Here is a 17,553-nt window from a genome sequence, read left to right on the forward strand (position 1 = left end):
TAATCCAATTAGTAATTATTCTCACATTAGGGATTCAATTGTCAATTATACGAAGACAAACCGCTTTGTTATCAAAGTAAAAAAAATTATCTTTGAGTAATTTTTGATTTATCAGATCTGTTTATTAAACTACTTATATGCTTCCTGAAGATATTATTGAAGACGAGACTAACGACTTAGATGAAGGTGTAACTTCTAATCAATCGGATGATGAGAATGAAACATCATCCCGTTCTGAGTACAAAATCCCAACAAAAGATGGTGAAAACCAGCTACACCTATCGGGGATGTACCAAAACTGGTTTTTAGATTATGCCTCGTATGTAATATTGGAACGTGCCGTTCCACATATAGCAGATGGACTAAAGCCTGTACAACGCCGTATACTGCATTCGATGAAAAGAATGGATGACGGACGCTACAATAAAGTAGCCAACGTTATAGGTCATACGATGCAATTTCACCCTCACGGTGATGCATCTATTGGTGATGCCTTAGTACAACTCGGACAAAAAGATCTTTTAGTGGATTGTCAGGGTAACTGGGGTAATATTTTAACTGGCGACGGAGCTGCTGCACCTCGTTATATTGAGGCACGTTTATCTAAATTTGCTCTTGAAATAGCGTTTAATAACAAAACAACTGAGTGGAAATCGTCTTATGATGGTCGAAATAAAGAACCAATTACATTACCCGTAAAATTCCCGTTATTATTAGCACAAGGGGTTGAAGGTATTGCCGTTGGTTTAGCATCTAAAATACTACCTCACAACTTCAATGATTTATGTGATGCTTCTATAGCTTGCTTAAGAGGTAAAGAGTTTATTCTATATCCTGATTTTCAAACAGGAGGTTATATAGATGTAAGCCGCTATAATGATGGAGAAAGAGGAGGAGCAGTAAAGGTAAGAGCCAAAATATCAAAGCTTGATAATAAAACTCTTGTTATTACAGATATTCCTTATGGTAGAACCACAAGTTCGGTCGTAGAATCGATATTGAAAGCCAATGATAAAGGAAAAATAAAAATTCGTAAGGTTGATGACATAACAGCTCTGAATGTAGAAATACATATCCATTTAGCAGCAGGAGTATCGTCAGACAAAACGATTGATGCACTATATGCTTTTACTGATTGCGAAATCAGTATTTCGCCCAACTGTTGTGTAATCTCTGAGAATAAGCCTCACTTCTTAACTGTAAGTAGTATTCTTCGTGACAACACGGACAATACACTTAATTTGTTACGTTGGGAACTTGAAATTCATAAAGGTGAACTCGAAGAAACATTACACTTCTCATCTCTTGAAAAAATATTTATAGAAGAACGTATATATAAGGATAAAGGATTCGAAGATTCGGCTGATATAGATGCTGCAATAGAACATATCAGCAAACGCTTAATTCCCTTTACTAAGCTCTTTATCCGAGAAATTACACGTGAGGATATTCTCAGATTGATGGAAATCAAAATGGGACGTATCCTAAAATTCAACTCAGATAAAGCTGATGAGCTTATTGCCAGATACAAATCGGAAATTGAAGAGATTGAACGTAATTTAGCCGACATTGTAAATTATACGATTGATTGGTTTATAATGCTCAAAGAAAAATACGGCAAGAATCACCCTCGTATGACTGAGATTCGCAACTTCGATACTATTGAAGCATCTAAAGTTGTTGAAGCCAACGAAAAGCTATACATAAACCGCGAAGAAGGATTTATAGGTACATCACTCAAAAAAGACGAATTTATCTGTAACTGTTCTGACATTGACGATGTTATTATCTTCTTTAAAGATGGTAAATACAAGGTGGTGAAGGTTAGCGATAAAATGTTCGTCGGAAAGAATGTATTGTATGTTAACGTTTTCAAGAAGAACGACAAGCGTACCATCTATAATGCAATATACAAACAAGGAAAAGTCGGACCGCATTATATAAAACGTTTTGCTGTAACGGGCGTTACCCGAGACAAAGAATATGATGTTACTATGGGCGACGAAGGTTCACGCATTGTATATTTCAGCGCAAACCCTAATGGTGAAGCCGAGACTGTGCGTATCCTATTGAAACCTAAGGCTAGACAAAAAGTACAATTATTCGAAAAAGACTTTAGCCAGATAGCAATAAAAGGACGTCAATCGATGGGTAACCTACTTACTAAAGCCGAAGTGCATAAGATTACTTTAAAACAAAAGGGTAAATCGACTTTAGGTGGACGAAAAGTATGGTTCGATCCAGATGTTTTACGTCTCAATTATGACGAAAGAGGTAATTATCTGGGAGAATTCCAAAGCGAGGAGCAAATTCTTGTGGTGAAAGAGAACGGCGATTTCTATACTACCAATTTTGACTTAAGTAATCACTACGAAAGTGGTATTCTTAAGATTGAAAAATTTGATGAAAGTAAAGTCTGGACTGCTGTTTTATTTGATGCCGACCAAGAATATATATATTTGAAACGTTTCTCTTTCGAAGCATCAAGTAAGGTTCAAAATTTCTTGGGAGACAACAATGCTTCTAAACTATATTTACTTACTGATATTGTTTATCCTCGAATAGAAGTTGTATTTGGAGGAAATGACAGTTACAGAGGCACACTAATTATTGATGCTGAAGAATTTATATCCGAAAAAAGCTTCAAAGCCAAAGGAAAACGTGTTTCTACTTATGAGATAAGTAAAGTAAGAGAACTTGAGCCTACACGATTCCCTGAGAAAAAAGAGGTTGAGGAAGAAGAGGAAGGCTCTTTTGCAGTAGAAATTGATGACGAGGATGCATTGGATGAGTTAACGGGACAGAAGAAGATTGATTTTGAATAAAAATAAAATTCATCAACATGAGTATATATCGAATTCTTTTAAGCCTTTGTATGGCGTATTGCTTATTCAGTACAAACTCATTGTATGCCCAAGATGTTAACGAAAAAATCAGGTCGACCAATAATGCTACTCTCATAGGAGTAGGTAGTAGTAATTTGTATGACACCTATCTATCGCCTCTCAAATATACAGGAACGTCTTTTCGTTTAATGAATGAACGAATGAGAAAAACATCGTGGTTCAATAATAATTTCACTAAACAACAACTCATAGACCTAGAGGTAACCACAACTAAAAATCCAATAGGAAATGCCGATCAGTATTCGGTACTGTTGGGATATACTCTTGGAGGACACTATAATCTCATTAAAACTGACAAATTCAGATTTTCGGCCGGAGGTCTATGGAATATTAGCGGAGGTGTACTATACAATCAGCGAAATTCAAACAATCCGGCTTCAGCCAGAGCTTATAGTAATATAAACCTATCTGCAATTGCTTTTTATAGTTGGAAGAACATCACTTTCCGTGGGCAAATAGATGCACCGGTATTGGGTATTTTATTCTCACCACATTACGGACAGTCTTATTATGAAATATCTTTAGGTAACAGTGTTGATGTAATTAATTTTGCATCATTACACAATCAAATAGCCTTAAGAACGTACTTTACCGCAGACATACCTGTTTCTAAAGTGACATTACGGGTGGGATATTTAGGTTCATTCTACCAAACTAAAATTCATAATTTACAGACCCATAACTACTCTAATAGTATTGTTATAGGTTTAGTTTCCGAATCAGTAAATCTCAGTGGGAATAAGATTAAATCAAATAAGATCATAGATAGTAGCTTTTATTGAGTATTCTTGTTTTCTTAATGATCGAAATTATTAGATAATACTAAAAGTTATTAGAAATGAAGAATTTTAGTGATTACATTACTGTTTACAAGGAACAATTACAAAAAGAAGATATTCAAAAGGCTTACGAAGGATTGGTAAAATATGTGATGGCTTTAAAGTCTCATTTTTCAAAAAGATTATCAGATGAGTTTCTTTTTGGAAATATTTCTCCTGGTTATATGGACTTTACCTATTTCCCTTTTTTTAATGACTTTCTAAGAGAGCAAAAGTTAAGGTTTGGAATTGTACTAAATCATAAAAAAGTTAGATTCGAACTTTGGCTGATGGGACAAAATTTAGAAATTCAAAAAAACTATTGGAATTTATTAAAAACAAGCCCATGGAATAAAGAGCAAATAGCCATGCCCAAATATTCAGTTCTCGAGGTAATATTGGTTGAAAACCCCGACTTTAACGAACTCGATATCTTGACTTCAAAAATTGAACAAGAAGCAATTATTCTTGTTCATGAAATAATAGACTATATCAAACATTCCAGCACATTCAAATGAACCTTCTCAAATTAAAAGATAATATTTCAAGTTTCTATAACAAGACATCTAACTTCATCGGGAATAATCAACGATATCAGTTTATATTATTCATTGCTGTTTTAGTTCTATTGTCAATAGCAATGATGGCTTGGTATTTCCCTGACGAAACAGTTACGGCAGGAGGTACTGATCTGATGTTTCATGCGAATAGATTTTATGCTATTATTCAGTCTATTGAATTTGGAACATTTCCATTTTACATCAATGCACATACTTTAAACGAATATGGGTATGCAGCAAATCTGTTTTATCCCGATTTTATGCTTATCCCTTTTGCCTTTTTCATCCCTCTAATAGGATTGGCATCATCTTATAAGCTTATTATATTTACCCATACAATTCTCTGTGGAATCTTATCCTATTGGTGCATTCGAAAAGTAACTAAGGATAATGCAATGGCTTTTCTCTTTTCTCTTCTCTACACCTTTGCATTATATCGAATTATCGATTTTTCATATAGAGGAGCACTAGGCGAATTTATCTCATTTACTTTTTTGCCTATTATCTTCTGGGGATTGTATGAAATTCTCTACGGAGACTTTAAACGAAAATGGTACATTATAACTATTGGTTTCACATGTCTCATATATACACATCTACTATCAGCTTTTCTTATTTTCTTGGTGGTGTGTATCACTTTACTTATCTGCTATAAAACGATTATAAAAACACCTGCCAGATTAATTTACTTAGGCATAGCGGGATTTGTTTCTCTTCTACTTTCTTTATTCTTTCTCCTCCCTATGTTTGAGCAGTTAGCAGACAATTCGTTTTACTTCCAAACACATCCGCTAGCCACAGAAATAGGTCCACAGTCTTTTGCTGTACGCCGCATTCTCTGGGGTATGTTTAGCGGATTAACAGACCAGAAATTAAGAATAGAAAGTATTGGAATATTATTAATTATACCTCTTCTATTCCGCATAGGAATCAAAGGGAAACATCCCTTCCTTAAATTTGCCGATATATCAATGATTTGCGGATTCATTCTTATTTTTGCAGTCTCAGATCAATTTCCTTGGTATACATTCCCATTCAACAAATTAGCTATTCTACAATTTCCGTTCAGACTTTTACAACCTGCCAGTTTCTTGTTAGCTTGCTCAGGGGCAATTTATATGACTATCATTGTTAGACAAACAAATAGAACTTTATTATTTATATTCTTAATTATTGGGGGGATAACCTTATCTTTAAAGACATCAGGAGGAGTTTATCAAGGTTATAACATATATAAAATAAGCAATACGGGAGATTATAATTTGGATGATTTAGAAATAGTTGGTGCTGAATATCTACCTAGTTCAATACCCTCAGTGGAAACAGAAGATATAAGATACAGAATAGAATTTATTATAGATAGAGGACAGACAATTAATGTTGTAGATACTATCAATAGCACAATTACGAATATCAATAAATTAAAATCCAAATTGAGTTTCGACATTGAACTAAATAAGTCCGAAAGAGTAACGCTTCCCCTGCTCTATTATAAAGGCTATAAAGCAACTTTAGATGGAAAGAAACTAGAGGTTAAACAGGGCGGAGATGGATTACTTGAAGTAACAATACCAACATCGGGAAAAATAGAGGTGTGGTATAACGGAACTTTTCTACAACGCATTTCTCTTATTCTATCAATCGTTTCTCTATTAAGCTTAGTTATATATTTATATAAAATCGGAAAACGAAAAGAGAAAAACACAATAAATTAAAGATAAAATGACTGAATTAAAGATCGTTGCAACTATTACTATTAAATCAGATAATAAAGAAGAGGTATTAGTCGCACTACAAAATGTAGTAAATGCTACTCGAAAAGAAGAAGGAAATGTTTCGTATGATTTACACCAAAATATTACAAACCCTTTGGAATATACGATTCTTGAAGTGTGGAAATCGCAGGAAGCTATTGACCTTCATAATGCCAGCACTCATTTTGAAGAATTCAAAAAAGCTATAGCCGGAAAAATAGAAGGACTCAAAGTAGACATAATCAAACAAATATACTAAGCTATGTTTCGAGAAATAAGACGACAAAACCGTGTATTAGAAGGAGATCGGATTACGGAACTACTTAACACATCCGAATTTGGATTCTTATCATTAGGCACATCCGAGAATGGCTATGCATATGGTATACCAATTAGCTATGCTTATGAGGAGGAAACTAATTCTTTATTCTTTCATTGTGCGCTTGAAGGACAGAAACTCGATGAAATAAAAAAGAACAATAAGATTTCGTTTTGTGTAGTTGGAAAAACAAACCCCATAGCAAATGAATTTACTACGCTTTACGAAAGTGTTATAGCCTTTGGTGATGCTCATATAGATTTATCGGATGATGAAAAGAGAAAAGCTCTACGTCTTCTGGTAAAGAAATATTCTGCAGGGTTTGAGGAAATTGCAGAAAAGTACATGGATAAGTCGTGGAACAGAACAGCAGTATTCAAGATCGAAATCAAACATATCACCGCTAAAGCAAAATATTAATCCGAAATTATAATCAATCCTTTTGGTGAAACCACAATTGTATTATCTTTGTAATATCATCATTTTAATAGATATATGATATCTAACATTCTTATTACTCTTCTTTTTGTATTCTTCAATGGTTTTTTTGTGGCTGCCGAATTTGCTATAGTCAAAGTAAGAAGCTCACAATTAGAACTTAAAGCGCAAGAAGGCAATCGTTTTGCGATTCTTTCAAAACATATTGTCAGCCATCTGGATGCATATCTGGCCGCTACACAATTAGGTATTACATTATCCAGTCTTGCATTAGGTTGGATAGGAGAACCCGTAGTTTCCAAAATGATAATCAGCTTTATGGAATTGGTTGGCGTAAACGTAAGCCCCGAATTAGCACACGGCATAGCATTACCTGTAGCTTTCCTTATCATCACTATTCTTCATATAGTGTTCGGTGAGCTTGCTCCTAAATCGTTGGCTATACTAAGACCTGAGCAAACAACTTTGTTTATCTCATATCCGCTACAAGGCTTTTACTGGATCTGTCGTCCATTTATTTGGTTACTAAACGGATTTGCAAATCTGATACTTAAAATGTTCGGACTACATACTGCTTCAGAAACTGAATCATATAGTAGCGACGAGTTAAAATATTTGGTTGATCAAGTACGCGAAAGTGGTAATATAGAAGATTCCAATTATGATATTATCAAAAACGCTTTTGATTTCTCTGAGCGTACAGCCCGACAAGTAATGGTTCCTCGTACACAAGTTTTAGCAATTGATGTTAACGACTACGATGCCGAGACTTTAGAGACTGTCATTGAAGATGGTTTCTCGCGTATACCTTGTTACGAAGACAGTATCGATAATATTATAGGGATAGTTCACCTCAAAGATATCCTTAAGAAAATGCGTCAAAACGGAGAGGTTGATATTCGCCCTATCGTTAGACCTGTATCTTTTGTTCCTGAGACTAAACGCATCGGACAAATACTAAAAGAATTTCAAATAAAGCACCAACAAATTGCTATGGTGTTGAACGAATATGGAGGTATCGAAGGTATCATTACGATGGAGGATATTCTTGAAGAATTGGTAGGTGAAATACAAGACGAATACGACAATGAAATTCCATTTGTTGAAAAAATATCCGATAATATTTACTCAGTAATCGCTACCGCTGCTATAAGTGATATAAATAATCAGCTACCCCACTCTATCGATAAAGCTAAACAATACGATACCCTTGCAGGATATTTAATTGATAAGTTTGGTAGAATCCCCAATACTCACGACAAACTGGAAGCAGAAGGATACGAATTTTCTGTTTTAAAGAAAAACAAGACTTCAATAGTTCTTGTACAATTAGTTGATTTAGAAAGTCAACAAGAAGATTCTACGTCTTACAAATAATGAAAATCCTGAATACTCAGAGAAATTAAGAATGAAATTTGAACTTCAACATACCGATGTTCAATCTAAAGCTCGTGCAGGGTTAATTACCACCGATCACGGACAGATTGAAACTCCTATTTTTATGCCCGTAGGCACACAAGGTGCAGTGAAAGCAGTACATATGCCCGAACTCGAAAATGATATTAAAGCACAAATCATATTGGGCAATACATATCATTTATACCTGCGTCCGGGGTTAGAAATACTAGAGCAAGCAGGTGGATTGCATAAATTTAATAGTTGGAATAAACCTATTCTTACAGATAGCGGAGGTTTTCAGGTATTCTCTTTAGCCCATAATCGTAAACTGACAGAAGAAGGAGCAATCTTTCGTTCTCATATAGATGGCTCTAAGCACATGTTCACACCAGAAAGGGTTATGGACATAGAAAGAACCATAGGTGCTGATATTATGATGGCATTTGACGAGTGTACACCCGGAGATGCTGAATATAGCTATGCAAAGAAATCTCTTGATCTTACGGAGAGATGGCTCGATCGATGCATTACAAGATTTAACGAAACAGAATGTACTTATGGATATAAACAAGCTTTATTTCCGATTGTACAAGGTTGCGTTTATCCTGATCTAAGAAAACGTGCTGCCGAAAATGTAGCATCGAAAGGAGCAGAAGGTAATGCCATAGGTGGTCTGGCAGTGGGAGAACCTACTGAGAAAATGTACGAGATGATTGAGATTGTCAATGAAATATTACCACAAGACAAACCTCGTTATTTGATGGGAGTTGGTACTCCTGCTAATCTTTTGGAAGCCATAGAACGTGGAGTAGATATGTTTGACTGTATTATGCCAACTAGAAATGGACGTAATGGTCAAATTTTCACCCGTCATGGTATTATGAATATGAAGAACAAGAGATGGGCTAATGACTTTTCGCCAATAGACCCCGAAGGTGCTTCATTCGTAGATACACTATATAGCAAAGCATATCTAAGACATTTATTTATTGTTAACGAAATTCTTGCTCTACAAATCGCATCTATACATAACTTAGCTTTCTATTTATGGTTGGTTAAAGAGGCTCGCAAACACATTATTGCAGGAGACTTTATCAGCTGGAAAGCTTCCATTATAGAAGACGTTACACGACGATTATAACACTTTGAGTTAATGCTTACTATATTAGACAGATATATTATTAAAAACTTTTTGGGGACTTATGTATTCTCCATTGTGCTTATCATATCTATTGCCGTAGTATTTGACTTTAACGAACAACTTGATAAATTTCTAAAAAACGATGCACCCGTAAAAGCTATAATATTCAGTTATTATCTGAATTTTATCCCCTATTACATAAATCTATTCAGTGCATTATTCGTTTTTATCTCTGTTATATTTTTCACATCCAAACTTGCTGATAATTCAGAGATAATAGCGATGTTAGCCTCAGGGATGAGCTTTAAAAGGCTCATGAAACCTTACCTTATATCAGCAGGTGTTATTGCCCTTATAAGCTTTGCTCTTAGTAGTTTTATTATTCCTCCTGCAAATGTGGTGCGGATAAACTTCATGAATAAATACATCAAGAATAAAGCTGTTACATATGCTGAGCGTATCCAAATTCAAATAGAACCGGGAGTTATAGCTTACTTCAACAGATACGACAATAATGATAAAATGGGATTCTACTTTTCATTAGATAAATTCGAAGGTAAAGAATTAGCCTCACGTCTTACAGCTAATCGTATTCAATACGATTCATTATATAATTGGACTATTTACGACTACTCTATTCGTGAATTTGATGGAATGAGAGAACATATTACAACAGGTAGTAAAATTGATACAGTACTGACTATTGTACCTAGTGATTTCCTTATCTCCAGCAATGACTTTGAGCAAATGACTACGCCTGCTCTACATAAGCATATTCAACGCCAAAAAGACAGAGGAATCGGCAACATACAAGCATTCGAGATAGAGTATCATAAAAGATTCGCTTCTATAGCTTCAGCATTCATATTAACCATTATTGGAGCTTCGCTATCGTCACGAAAAGTAAAAGGAGGCATGGGGTTAAATATTGGGATAGGGCTTCTTCTTAGTGTATCATACATTCTATTCTTAACTCTAAGTTCTACCTTTGCTGTATCGGGAGCTGTTAGCCCTTTAATCGCTGCTTGGATACCTAACGTTATATTCGTAGGTATAGCAGCATACTTATATAACAGAGCTCCAAATTAAGAAGATATTCCTTTTTAGATTTAATCTAATCTACTTTCTCCCAATAGAGAAATAGAAAATTTCCTATAAAGCTTATTTAATCGCTAAAGAATCAACTTTATTAACAGTTGTGCTATCTTTTGGAGTTTCAATATTCTTCAAAACAATATTGTAAAGTAAGACTTTTTTGTCAATTGAATTTCGAGCGTCTATATGAATATATCCCGAAATATTTTTGAGAGGAAGAGTATCACCTAATACCTTAAATTGGGCATCTTTATTCAAAGACTGATACTTAGTGATAGTAGTATCCTTATATTCAAACACTACCTCTAACTCAGCTTTCGTTTGCTCTTGAAGACCTAGTGTATTAAACTCTAATGAGAAATTAGGATAATTATGAATACGAACAGAATCAATATCAAAAGTTAGTGTTGGCACATAGCCTGATAAATAAAAGAAAGAAGGTAATATCGAATTATTTACATTTGAGGCACCTAAACCTCGAGAGAATGTTTTACTTAGATGCTCTACTTCTGTTTTTAATGAAGAGATAACGGAATCATTTACTTTCATATATATTTCCGCATTATCAGCATACCAAACCAATGAAGAGTCTAATTCAGCCTGAGTTATACCATGCTTATTGAGAATGCCTTGTATCAAAGCATCCTTTTGCTCTTTGTCTCTAAAATCGTTATATTTATTTTGATAGATGGCTTCAGCTAATTGAATATCATGCAGAACTTCAACCATTTTGTCACGAGATAAGGCATCTTTACCGTCCCTGCAAGAGATCACACTTACAGAACTAATAAAAAAGGACAATAGATAACATGTCAACTTACGTTTTCTCATGCTGCATTTTCTGGTTTTTGCATTGTTTCTAGCAATGTTTTACGGTAAAAGATTAGTAACAAAACAATACCAACTGTTATAGCTGAATCTGCTAGATTGAATATAGGACGGAAGAAGATAAAATCCTCACCACCCCATACAGGCACCCACTGAGGAAATACTCCTTGTATCAGAGGAAAGTAAAACATATCTACTACTTTACCATGCAACATGCTCGAATATCCTTGTCCAAAAGGAACTAATGATGCTACATGACCCGGATAACTAGCTGTAAATATCTCACCATAAAATACACTGTCTATAATATTACCTAAAGCTCCGGCTAATATCAATGCAATACAAGCAATATACCCATTAGCGTAATTTCTCTTCACTAATTGATATAAGTAATATCCTATAAAACAAACCGCTACAATACGAAATAGTGACAAGAATAATTTACCTATGACTTCAATACCAAACGCCATACCATTATTTTCCACAAAGTATATTTTAAACCAACTGGCAATATCAATACTATCATAGAGTGCCATATTAGTTTTCACCCAAATTTTTAGAACCTGATCTGCTATTATAACGAGTAAAACAACTAAGATGGCTGTTAGCCCTTTTGGTAATTTATTCATATTCTTTTTATAAGTACAGTAAACTATCTCTGTTATATCATGAATAAAGCTGACAAAATATAAAGCTCTAATAAATAAGCTTGAAGTCTAAACTATAAACATGAGAAGAAAAAGCAGTAAAACTATAAAATAATCTTACTACTTTTCCTTTATAAATATTCTAATTATTGATATTTATTATTTAACTCCTCCATTTTTTGCTTCGATGCTCAATGTTGCATGAGGCACTGCACGTAAACGCTCTTTAGGAATTAATTTCCCTGTTTCGCGGCAAATACCATATGTCTTATTTTCGATGCGAATAAGAGCTGCTTGCAAGTTCTGGATAAATTTCATTTGACGTTGCGCCAATCTTCCAGCCTCTTCTTTTGACAAAGTAGAAGCGCCTTCTTCCAAAACTTTAAATGTTGGAGATGTATCTGTAACATCATTGCCATCAGAGTTTGTTATAGATGCTTTTAGAGCTTCGTACTCTTCTTTGGCTTTTACTAATTTCCCCAAAATCAGATCGCGGAATTCTTCTAATTCCTCATCTGTGTATCGTGTTTTTTCTCCCATAATGTTCACCTTTTAGAGTTTAATATTAATTTTTAGTATTATACCTTATCAACAGATATGTTTAATACAAAATCATCCATATCTATTTCTATTCCGTCGACTGTATCTTCCAAGGAAATTTCATCAGCTAGAACCTGTCCTGCAATATAATCATAATATTCTTTAACTGCATTACTGATTTCTTGAGAATCTGATAATTTTACCTTTATACGGTCTACAATATCAAAACCATTCGATTTTCGAATATTTTGTATACGATTTACCAATTCGCGGGCAACTCCTTCCTTACGTAAATCGTCTGTAATAGTAATATCCAATGCTACTGTTAAGCGTCCTTCATTAGCTACCAACCATCCTTCTATATCCTCTGAGATAATTTCTACATCTGCCAATTCAATAGTAGCCAATTGACCTTCTATATCAAACGTATATGAACCTGTAGACTCTAGCTGAGAAATAGCATTCTGATCCATCACCTGAACTACTGCTGCAAGTTGTTTCATTATCTTGCCATAGCGTGGTCCTAGTTTCTTAAAATCAGGCTTAACCTTCTTAACCAATATACCGGCTGCATTATCTACATATTTGAGCTCTTTTACATTAACTTCGTTCAGTATAAGATCACGCACAGCCTCAATAGCATCTTGTTGATGCTGATCCAATACAGGAATCATTATCTGCATCAATGGCTGACGTACTTTTATACTTACTTTTCTACGTAAAGCTAATATCATAGAAGATATGCTTTGAGCTATTTGCATACGCTCTTCCAATGCCTTATCAATAACTGAAGTATCATATTTCGGAAAGCCTGCAAGGTGAATCGATATTTCACTATCAAGTTCACAAGCAACTGTCAGATCATGATATAACTTATCAGCATAGAAAGGAGCTATAGGCGCCATCAGTTTGGCTACAGTTTTTAAACAAGTGTAAAGGGTCTGGTATGCTGACAATTTATCTGCAGTCATGCTGCCACCCCAAAAGCGTTTCCTGTTTAAACGAACGTACCAATTACTCAAGTTATCGTTTACAAAATCAGATATAGCACGTCCTGCTTTTGTAGGCTCATAGGTTTCATAATATTCATCTACTTCTTTCACCAATGTATTGAGCAGAGACATAACCCAACGGTCTATCTCTGGACGCTCTCCTATTGGTATTTGAGGTTGAGAGTTATTAAAGCCATCCACATTAGCATACAATGCAAAGAACGAATAAGTATTGTATAATGTTCCGAAAAACTTACGACGAACCTCATCTATACCTTCTGTATCGAATTTCAGATTATCCCAAGGCGAAGCATTTGTTATCATATACCAACGCAATGGGTCTGAACCATATTTTTCTATCGTTTCGAACGGATCAACTCCATTGCCTAAACGCTTAGACATTTTGTTTCCGTTTTTATCTAAAACCAAACCATTCGATATAACATTCTTAAATGCAACACGACCATTTATCATGGTTGATATAGCATGCATTGTAAAGAACCAACCCCTGGTTTGATCTACACCCTCTGCAATAAAATCAGCAGGATATATTTTCTCGAATTCCTCAGCACTGATATTTGGATAAAACACCTGAGCAAAAGGCATAGCACCCGAATCGAACCAAACATCGATCAAATCGGTTTCACGCTTCATCGGTTTTCCCGAAGGCGATACCAATATAATATTATCAACATAAGGACGATGAAGATCTATCTTCTCGTAATTCTCTTTATCTAAGTTGCCTATTTCAAAACCAGCCCAAGGCTCTTCGGACATGAATCCAGCCTTGATTGATTTAGCTATCTCTTCATACAATTCTTTAACCGAACCAATACAAAGTTCCTCTTTACCATCTTCTGATCTCCAGATAGGTAACGGAGTACCCCAGTAACGGCTACGGCTTAAATTCCAATCTTGTAGATTTTCTAACCATTTACCAAAACGACCTGTACCTGTTGATTGAGGTTTCCAGTTAATTGTTTGATTTAGCTCTATCAATTGATCTTTACAAGCAGTTGTACGTATAAACCAGCTATCCAAAGGATAATATAATACAGGCTTATCTGTACGCCAACAATGAGGGTAATTATGCACATGTTTTTCTATACGGAATGCTTTATTCTCTTGTTTAAGCATCACACATATATCTATATCTAAAGTAGCATCTACCTCGGTTAAAGAGTTATCATAAGCATTTTTCACATAACGCCCTGCATATTCTTTATATAGGTCAACATTCACCGATTGCTTTACATAATTAGCATCAAGGTCATCCAATTTGAAATACTTACCAGTAAGGTCAACCATTGGACGCAGATTACCATCTTTATCCGTCAACATCAGTGCAGGAACATTGTTAGCCTTAGCAACTTTAGCATCATCTGCACCAAAAGTTGGCGCTATATGTACAATACCTGTACCATCTTCTGTTGTAACAAAGTCTCCGGTTATTACTTTAAATGCACCCTCTCCCGGATTTACCCAAGGGATAAGCTGCTCGTATTTCATTCCTGCTAATTCAGAACCTTTCCACTCTCCTACTATTTTATAAGGTATCAGTTTATCACCTTGCTTATAATCATCAAGTTGTAAATCTGCTGCTTTAGGATTAAAAAGACTTGCTATAAGAGATTTTGCTGCAATAGCAGTCATCTTATCACCTGTATATGGATTGTATGTCTGTACAGCAACATATTCTATTTCTCCACCCACAGCCAAAGCTGTATTTGAAGGAAGAGTCCAAGGAGTAGTTGTCCAAGCCAAAAAGTATGGAGTACCAAAACCATTCATCTCTGGTTTAGTATCAATCGCTTTAAACTGGGCAACACATGTAGTATCTTTTACATCACGATATGTACCAGGTTGATTCAATTCGTGAGAACTAAGTCCTGTACCCGCTGCCGGAGAATAAGGTTGTATAGTATATCCTTTATATAAATATCCTTTACTATAAAGATCCTTAAGTAAATACCACAGAGTTTCAATATAACGATTATCATATGTGATATAAGGATCGTTCATATCCACCCAATATCCCATTTTAGTCGTCAAATCTTCCCACTCTTTCGTATACTTCATAACCTCCTTGCGGCAGGCATCATTATATTCTTGTACGGATATTTTCTTACCTATATCCTCTTTTGTTATTCCCAACGATTTTTCAACACCTAACTCTACAGGCAAACCATGAGTATCCCATCCGGCTTTACGATTCACTAAGAAACCTTTCATCGTTTTGAAACGACAAAATATATCTTTAATAGTACGAGCCATTACGTGGTGAATACCGGGCATACCATTCGCTGAAGGGGGGCCTTCATAAAACACAAACGTTGGAGCACCGTCACGTATCTCCAAGCTTTTTTGAAATATGTTATGCTGATTCCATTTATCTAATATTTCTTTATTTATATCAGACAAATTGAAATTATTGTATTCTGTAAACTTATGGCTCATAGCAAATACTTTATTCTGGTAAAAAAATTGTCGCAAATATAATAAAAAAACGAATATAAATCCCCAAAATTGACAGCATCTCGCTTCATTATATCATACTGCCAAAAACAAAAAAGAGCCCCAACACCTTATCTCTCTTTTTTTATTACATTTGTCTCTTATTTATTTGTGAAAACAGGATACGCTAAACATGAAACAATATTCGATACTTTTTCTTCTTTACATTGCCTCATCTGCTATTTGTATTGCACAAGAAACAGATGAAAATTTATCAGAAAGAACAGCTATAGATGTAAATATAGGAACTTTAGGCACTTTTTCGGGTGGTGATAATACTCCTTTTTGGCTTACCAACAATATGTATGGCTTAGGAGCTACAGATAACAATAGTGGCTACCTTAGAGTACAAACTTTTGCAAAGAAAAAATTAGCAGACCAACTAAAACTTCAACTGGGAGTAGACATTGTTGCTGCACACAATTTAAACTCCGATTTTCACTTTCAACAATTATATACAGATTTTGCTTACAAAAATGTAAAACTTTCTATAGGTTCGAAAGAACGTGCACCTCTATTCAAGAACGAATTGCTTAGTACTGGAGGTTTAACCCTGTCCAATAATGCAAGGCCAATTCCTCAGGTAGAAGCCAGTCTTCCTAACTTTGTATCCATACCATATACCAAAGGACTCCTCGAAGTAATGGGAGGAATCTCGTATGGTCGATTTATGGATGATAAATTTAAACGAAACAATGCAGCAGACGGTTCTTATGCCGAAGAAATTCTATATCATAGAAAATACGGATTTCTGAAATTTGAAAATAATTCTGTATGGAACTTTATTATGGGGCTAGAAATGGATACTCAATGGGGAGGTCAATTTTATAAAGACGGAAAGTACAAATGGAGTAGTCCTGCAGGGTTCAAAGATTTTTTCAGAGTTTTATTACCAATGTCAGGAGGTAGCGACTCTAATATGACAGATCAAGCTAGTATATTAGGTAATGTCTATGGAAGTTTGCATTTTATAACCAATTACAGAAAAGAAGACTACACCGTTAAAGCATATGTAGAACGTTTTTTTGAAGACCATTCAGGACTATTTTTCAAAAGTGTCCCAGACGGATTATACGGTATAGAGCTTAATCTGACTAAAAAAGGATGGATAACAGGATTATTATTTGAATACCTACACACAAAAGATCAATCGGGTCCATTCTTATGGGACAAAAGCGAAGAAATACCTGTTCAAGTAAGCGGTGGTGACAATTATTATAATCACGTTGACTATATATCCCTGAGTAATTATGGATTTGTTATGGGAAATCCATTACTTACATCTCCCATATACAATAATGGTAGCTCTTTAACCGTTTATAATACTCGCTTGTCTTCTTTTCATGGAGGAATAACAGGTTATATATGTGATAATTTAAAATACAGAGCGCTGATTACTTACTCACAAAGTTGGGGAACACCTTTGATTCCATCCAGAAGTATTCGCGATCAGTTCTCAACAATGCTTGAGACAACTTATAGTAATGATAAACTTCAAGGATGGCTATTTTCCGGAGCTTTTTCTTATGATAAGTCAGATATGATTGGAGACAACACGGGTGTTCAATTCAAAATATCTAAAGCATTTCATGCTCAATAAGCT

Annotated in this window: 14 protein-coding genes; 10 read left to right on the forward strand and 4 right to left on the reverse strand. The window is 34.9% G+C overall.

The window, feature by feature from the left end:
• Nucleotides 1-137 precede the first annotated feature (137 nt).
• From IR022_RS07230 to IR022_RS07270, 9 genes are all read left to right on the forward strand, one after another.
• On the forward strand, nt 138-2,825 hold the full coding sequence (locus IR022_RS07230) for a DNA gyrase/topoisomerase IV subunit A (RefSeq protein WP_194203208.1): 2,688 nt from the start codon (nt 138-140) through the stop codon (nt 2,823-2,825).
• A 17-nt stretch (nt 2,826-2,842) separates the two neighbouring features.
• Entirely contained in the window at nt 2,843-3,688 is an 846-nt protein-coding gene (locus tag IR022_RS07235) for a DUF3316 domain-containing protein (RefSeq protein ID WP_194203209.1), read from the forward strand.
• 56 nt (nt 3,689-3,744) lie between these two features.
• Nucleotides 3,745-4,242, forward strand: coding sequence for a DUF7000 family protein (locus tag IR022_RS07240; RefSeq protein WP_050708849.1), 498 nt, complete (start codon nt 3,745-3,747; stop codon nt 4,240-4,242).
• Nucleotides 4,239-5,999: a hypothetical protein gene (locus tag IR022_RS07245; protein ID WP_194203210.1), complete on the forward strand. Its 1,761-nt coding sequence runs from the start codon at nt 4,239-4,241 to the stop codon at nt 5,997-5,999. The genes IR022_RS07240 and IR022_RS07245 overlap by 4 nt, the downstream gene beginning before the upstream one ends.
• 7 nt (nt 6,000-6,006) lie before the next feature.
• A complete protein-coding gene (locus IR022_RS07250; protein ID WP_194203211.1) occupies nt 6,007-6,297 on the forward strand; it encodes a putative quinol monooxygenase in 291 nt (96 codons plus the stop codon).
• A gap of 3 nt (nt 6,298-6,300) precedes the next feature.
• The gene (locus tag IR022_RS07255) at nt 6,301-6,777 is read left to right on the forward strand and encodes a pyridoxamine 5'-phosphate oxidase family protein (RefSeq protein ID WP_050708852.1); all 477 of its coding nucleotides are present in this window, start codon (nt 6,301-6,303) and stop codon (nt 6,775-6,777) included.
• 75 nt (nt 6,778-6,852) lie between these two features.
• Nucleotides 6,853-8,172, forward strand: a complete 1,320-nt coding sequence (locus IR022_RS07260; RefSeq protein ID WP_194203212.1) for a hemolysin family protein — start codon at nt 6,853-6,855, stop codon at nt 8,170-8,172.
• A gap of 31 nt (nt 8,173-8,203) precedes the next feature.
• Nucleotides 8,204-9,334, forward strand: coding sequence for a tRNA guanosine(34) transglycosylase Tgt (gene tgt / locus IR022_RS07265; RefSeq protein WP_194203213.1), 1,131 nt, complete (start codon nt 8,204-8,206; stop codon nt 9,332-9,334).
• 12 nt (nt 9,335-9,346) lie between these two features.
• Nucleotides 9,347-10,423 (forward strand): LptF/LptG family permease, encoded by a 1,077-nt coding sequence (locus tag IR022_RS07270; RefSeq protein WP_050708855.1) that lies wholly within the window; start codon nt 9,347-9,349, stop codon nt 10,421-10,423.
• Nucleotides 10,424-10,495: 72 nt separating this feature from the next.
• Here the strand turns inward: IR022_RS07270 and IR022_RS07275 are convergent, their stop codons facing one another.
• The 4 genes from IR022_RS07275 to ileS all read right to left on the reverse strand — a co-directional run bounded on the left by IR022_RS07275 (nt 10,496) and on the right by ileS (nt 15,893).
• Complete coding sequence (locus tag IR022_RS07275; protein ID WP_194203214.1) at nt 10,496-11,260, reverse strand: DUF4296 domain-containing protein; 765 nt, start codon at nt 11,258-11,260, stop codon at nt 10,496-10,498.
• Nucleotides 11,257-11,886 carry a lipoprotein signal peptidase gene (locus IR022_RS07280; protein WP_050708857.1) on the reverse strand — a complete coding sequence of 210 codons (630 nt, stop codon included), beginning with the start codon at nt 11,884-11,886 and terminating at the stop codon, nt 11,257-11,259. The genes IR022_RS07275 and IR022_RS07280 overlap by 4 nt, the downstream gene beginning before the upstream one ends.
• A 177-nt stretch (nt 11,887-12,063) precedes the next feature.
• Nucleotides 12,064-12,444 carry a TraR/DksA family transcriptional regulator gene (locus tag IR022_RS07285; RefSeq protein ID WP_050708858.1) on the reverse strand — a complete coding sequence of 127 codons (381 nt, stop codon included), beginning with the start codon at nt 12,442-12,444 and terminating at the stop codon, nt 12,064-12,066.
• A 38-nt stretch (nt 12,445-12,482) separates the two neighbouring features.
• The gene (ileS, locus tag IR022_RS07290) at nt 12,483-15,893 is read right to left on the reverse strand and encodes an isoleucine--tRNA ligase (RefSeq protein WP_194203215.1); all 3,411 of its coding nucleotides are present in this window, start codon (nt 15,891-15,893) and stop codon (nt 12,483-12,485) included.
• Nucleotides 15,894-16,083: 190 nt separating this feature from the next.
• Between ileS and IR022_RS07295 the strand changes: the two genes are divergently transcribed.
• Nucleotides 16,084-17,550: a capsule assembly Wzi family protein gene (locus IR022_RS07295; RefSeq protein ID WP_194203216.1), complete on the forward strand. Its 1,467-nt coding sequence runs from the start codon at nt 16,084-16,086 to the stop codon at nt 17,548-17,550.
• Nucleotides 17,551-17,553 lie beyond the last annotated feature (3 nt).

The organism is Dysgonomonas sp. GY617 (assembly GCF_015233815.1).
Lineage (GTDB): Bacteria > Bacteroidota > Bacteroidia > Bacteroidales > Dysgonomonadaceae > Dysgonomonas_A.

Excerpts from the sequence above, each read along its gene's own strand:
- tgt (WP_194203213.1), top strand. The coding sequence starts at position 8,204 with ATGAAATTTGAACTTCAACATACCGATGTTCAATCTAAAGCTCGTGCA.
- ileS (WP_194203215.1), bottom strand. The coding sequence starts at position 15,893 with ATGAGCCATAAGTTTACAGAATACAATAATTTCAATTTGTCTGATATA.
- IR022_RS07275 (WP_194203214.1), bottom strand. The coding sequence starts at position 11,260 with ATGAGAAAACGTAAGTTGACATGTTATCTATTGTCCTTTTTTATTAGT.
- IR022_RS07235 (WP_194203209.1), top strand. The coding sequence starts at position 2,843 with ATGAGTATATATCGAATTCTTTTAAGCCTTTGTATGGCGTATTGCTTA.
- IR022_RS07240 (WP_050708849.1), top strand. The coding sequence starts at position 3,745 with ATGAAGAATTTTAGTGATTACATTACTGTTTACAAGGAACAATTACAA.
- IR022_RS07285 (WP_050708858.1), bottom strand. The coding sequence starts at position 12,444 with ATGGGAGAAAAAACACGATACACAGATGAGGAATTAGAAGAATTCCGC.
- IR022_RS07270 (WP_050708855.1), top strand. The coding sequence starts at position 9,347 with ATGCTTACTATATTAGACAGATATATTATTAAAAACTTTTTGGGGACT.
- IR022_RS07255 (WP_050708852.1), top strand. The coding sequence starts at position 6,301 with ATGTTTCGAGAAATAAGACGACAAAACCGTGTATTAGAAGGAGATCGG.
- IR022_RS07260 (WP_194203212.1), top strand. The coding sequence starts at position 6,853 with ATGATATCTAACATTCTTATTACTCTTCTTTTTGTATTCTTCAATGGT.
- IR022_RS07295 (WP_194203216.1), top strand. The coding sequence starts at position 16,084 with ATGAAACAATATTCGATACTTTTTCTTCTTTACATTGCCTCATCTGCT.
- IR022_RS07250 (WP_194203211.1), top strand. The coding sequence starts at position 6,007 with ATGACTGAATTAAAGATCGTTGCAACTATTACTATTAAATCAGATAAT.
- IR022_RS07280 (WP_050708857.1), bottom strand. The coding sequence starts at position 11,886 with ATGAATAAATTACCAAAAGGGCTAACAGCCATCTTAGTTGTTTTACTC.
- IR022_RS07230 (WP_194203208.1), top strand. The coding sequence starts at position 138 with ATGCTTCCTGAAGATATTATTGAAGACGAGACTAACGACTTAGATGAA.
- IR022_RS07245 (WP_194203210.1), top strand. The coding sequence starts at position 4,239 with ATGAACCTTCTCAAATTAAAAGATAATATTTCAAGTTTCTATAACAAG.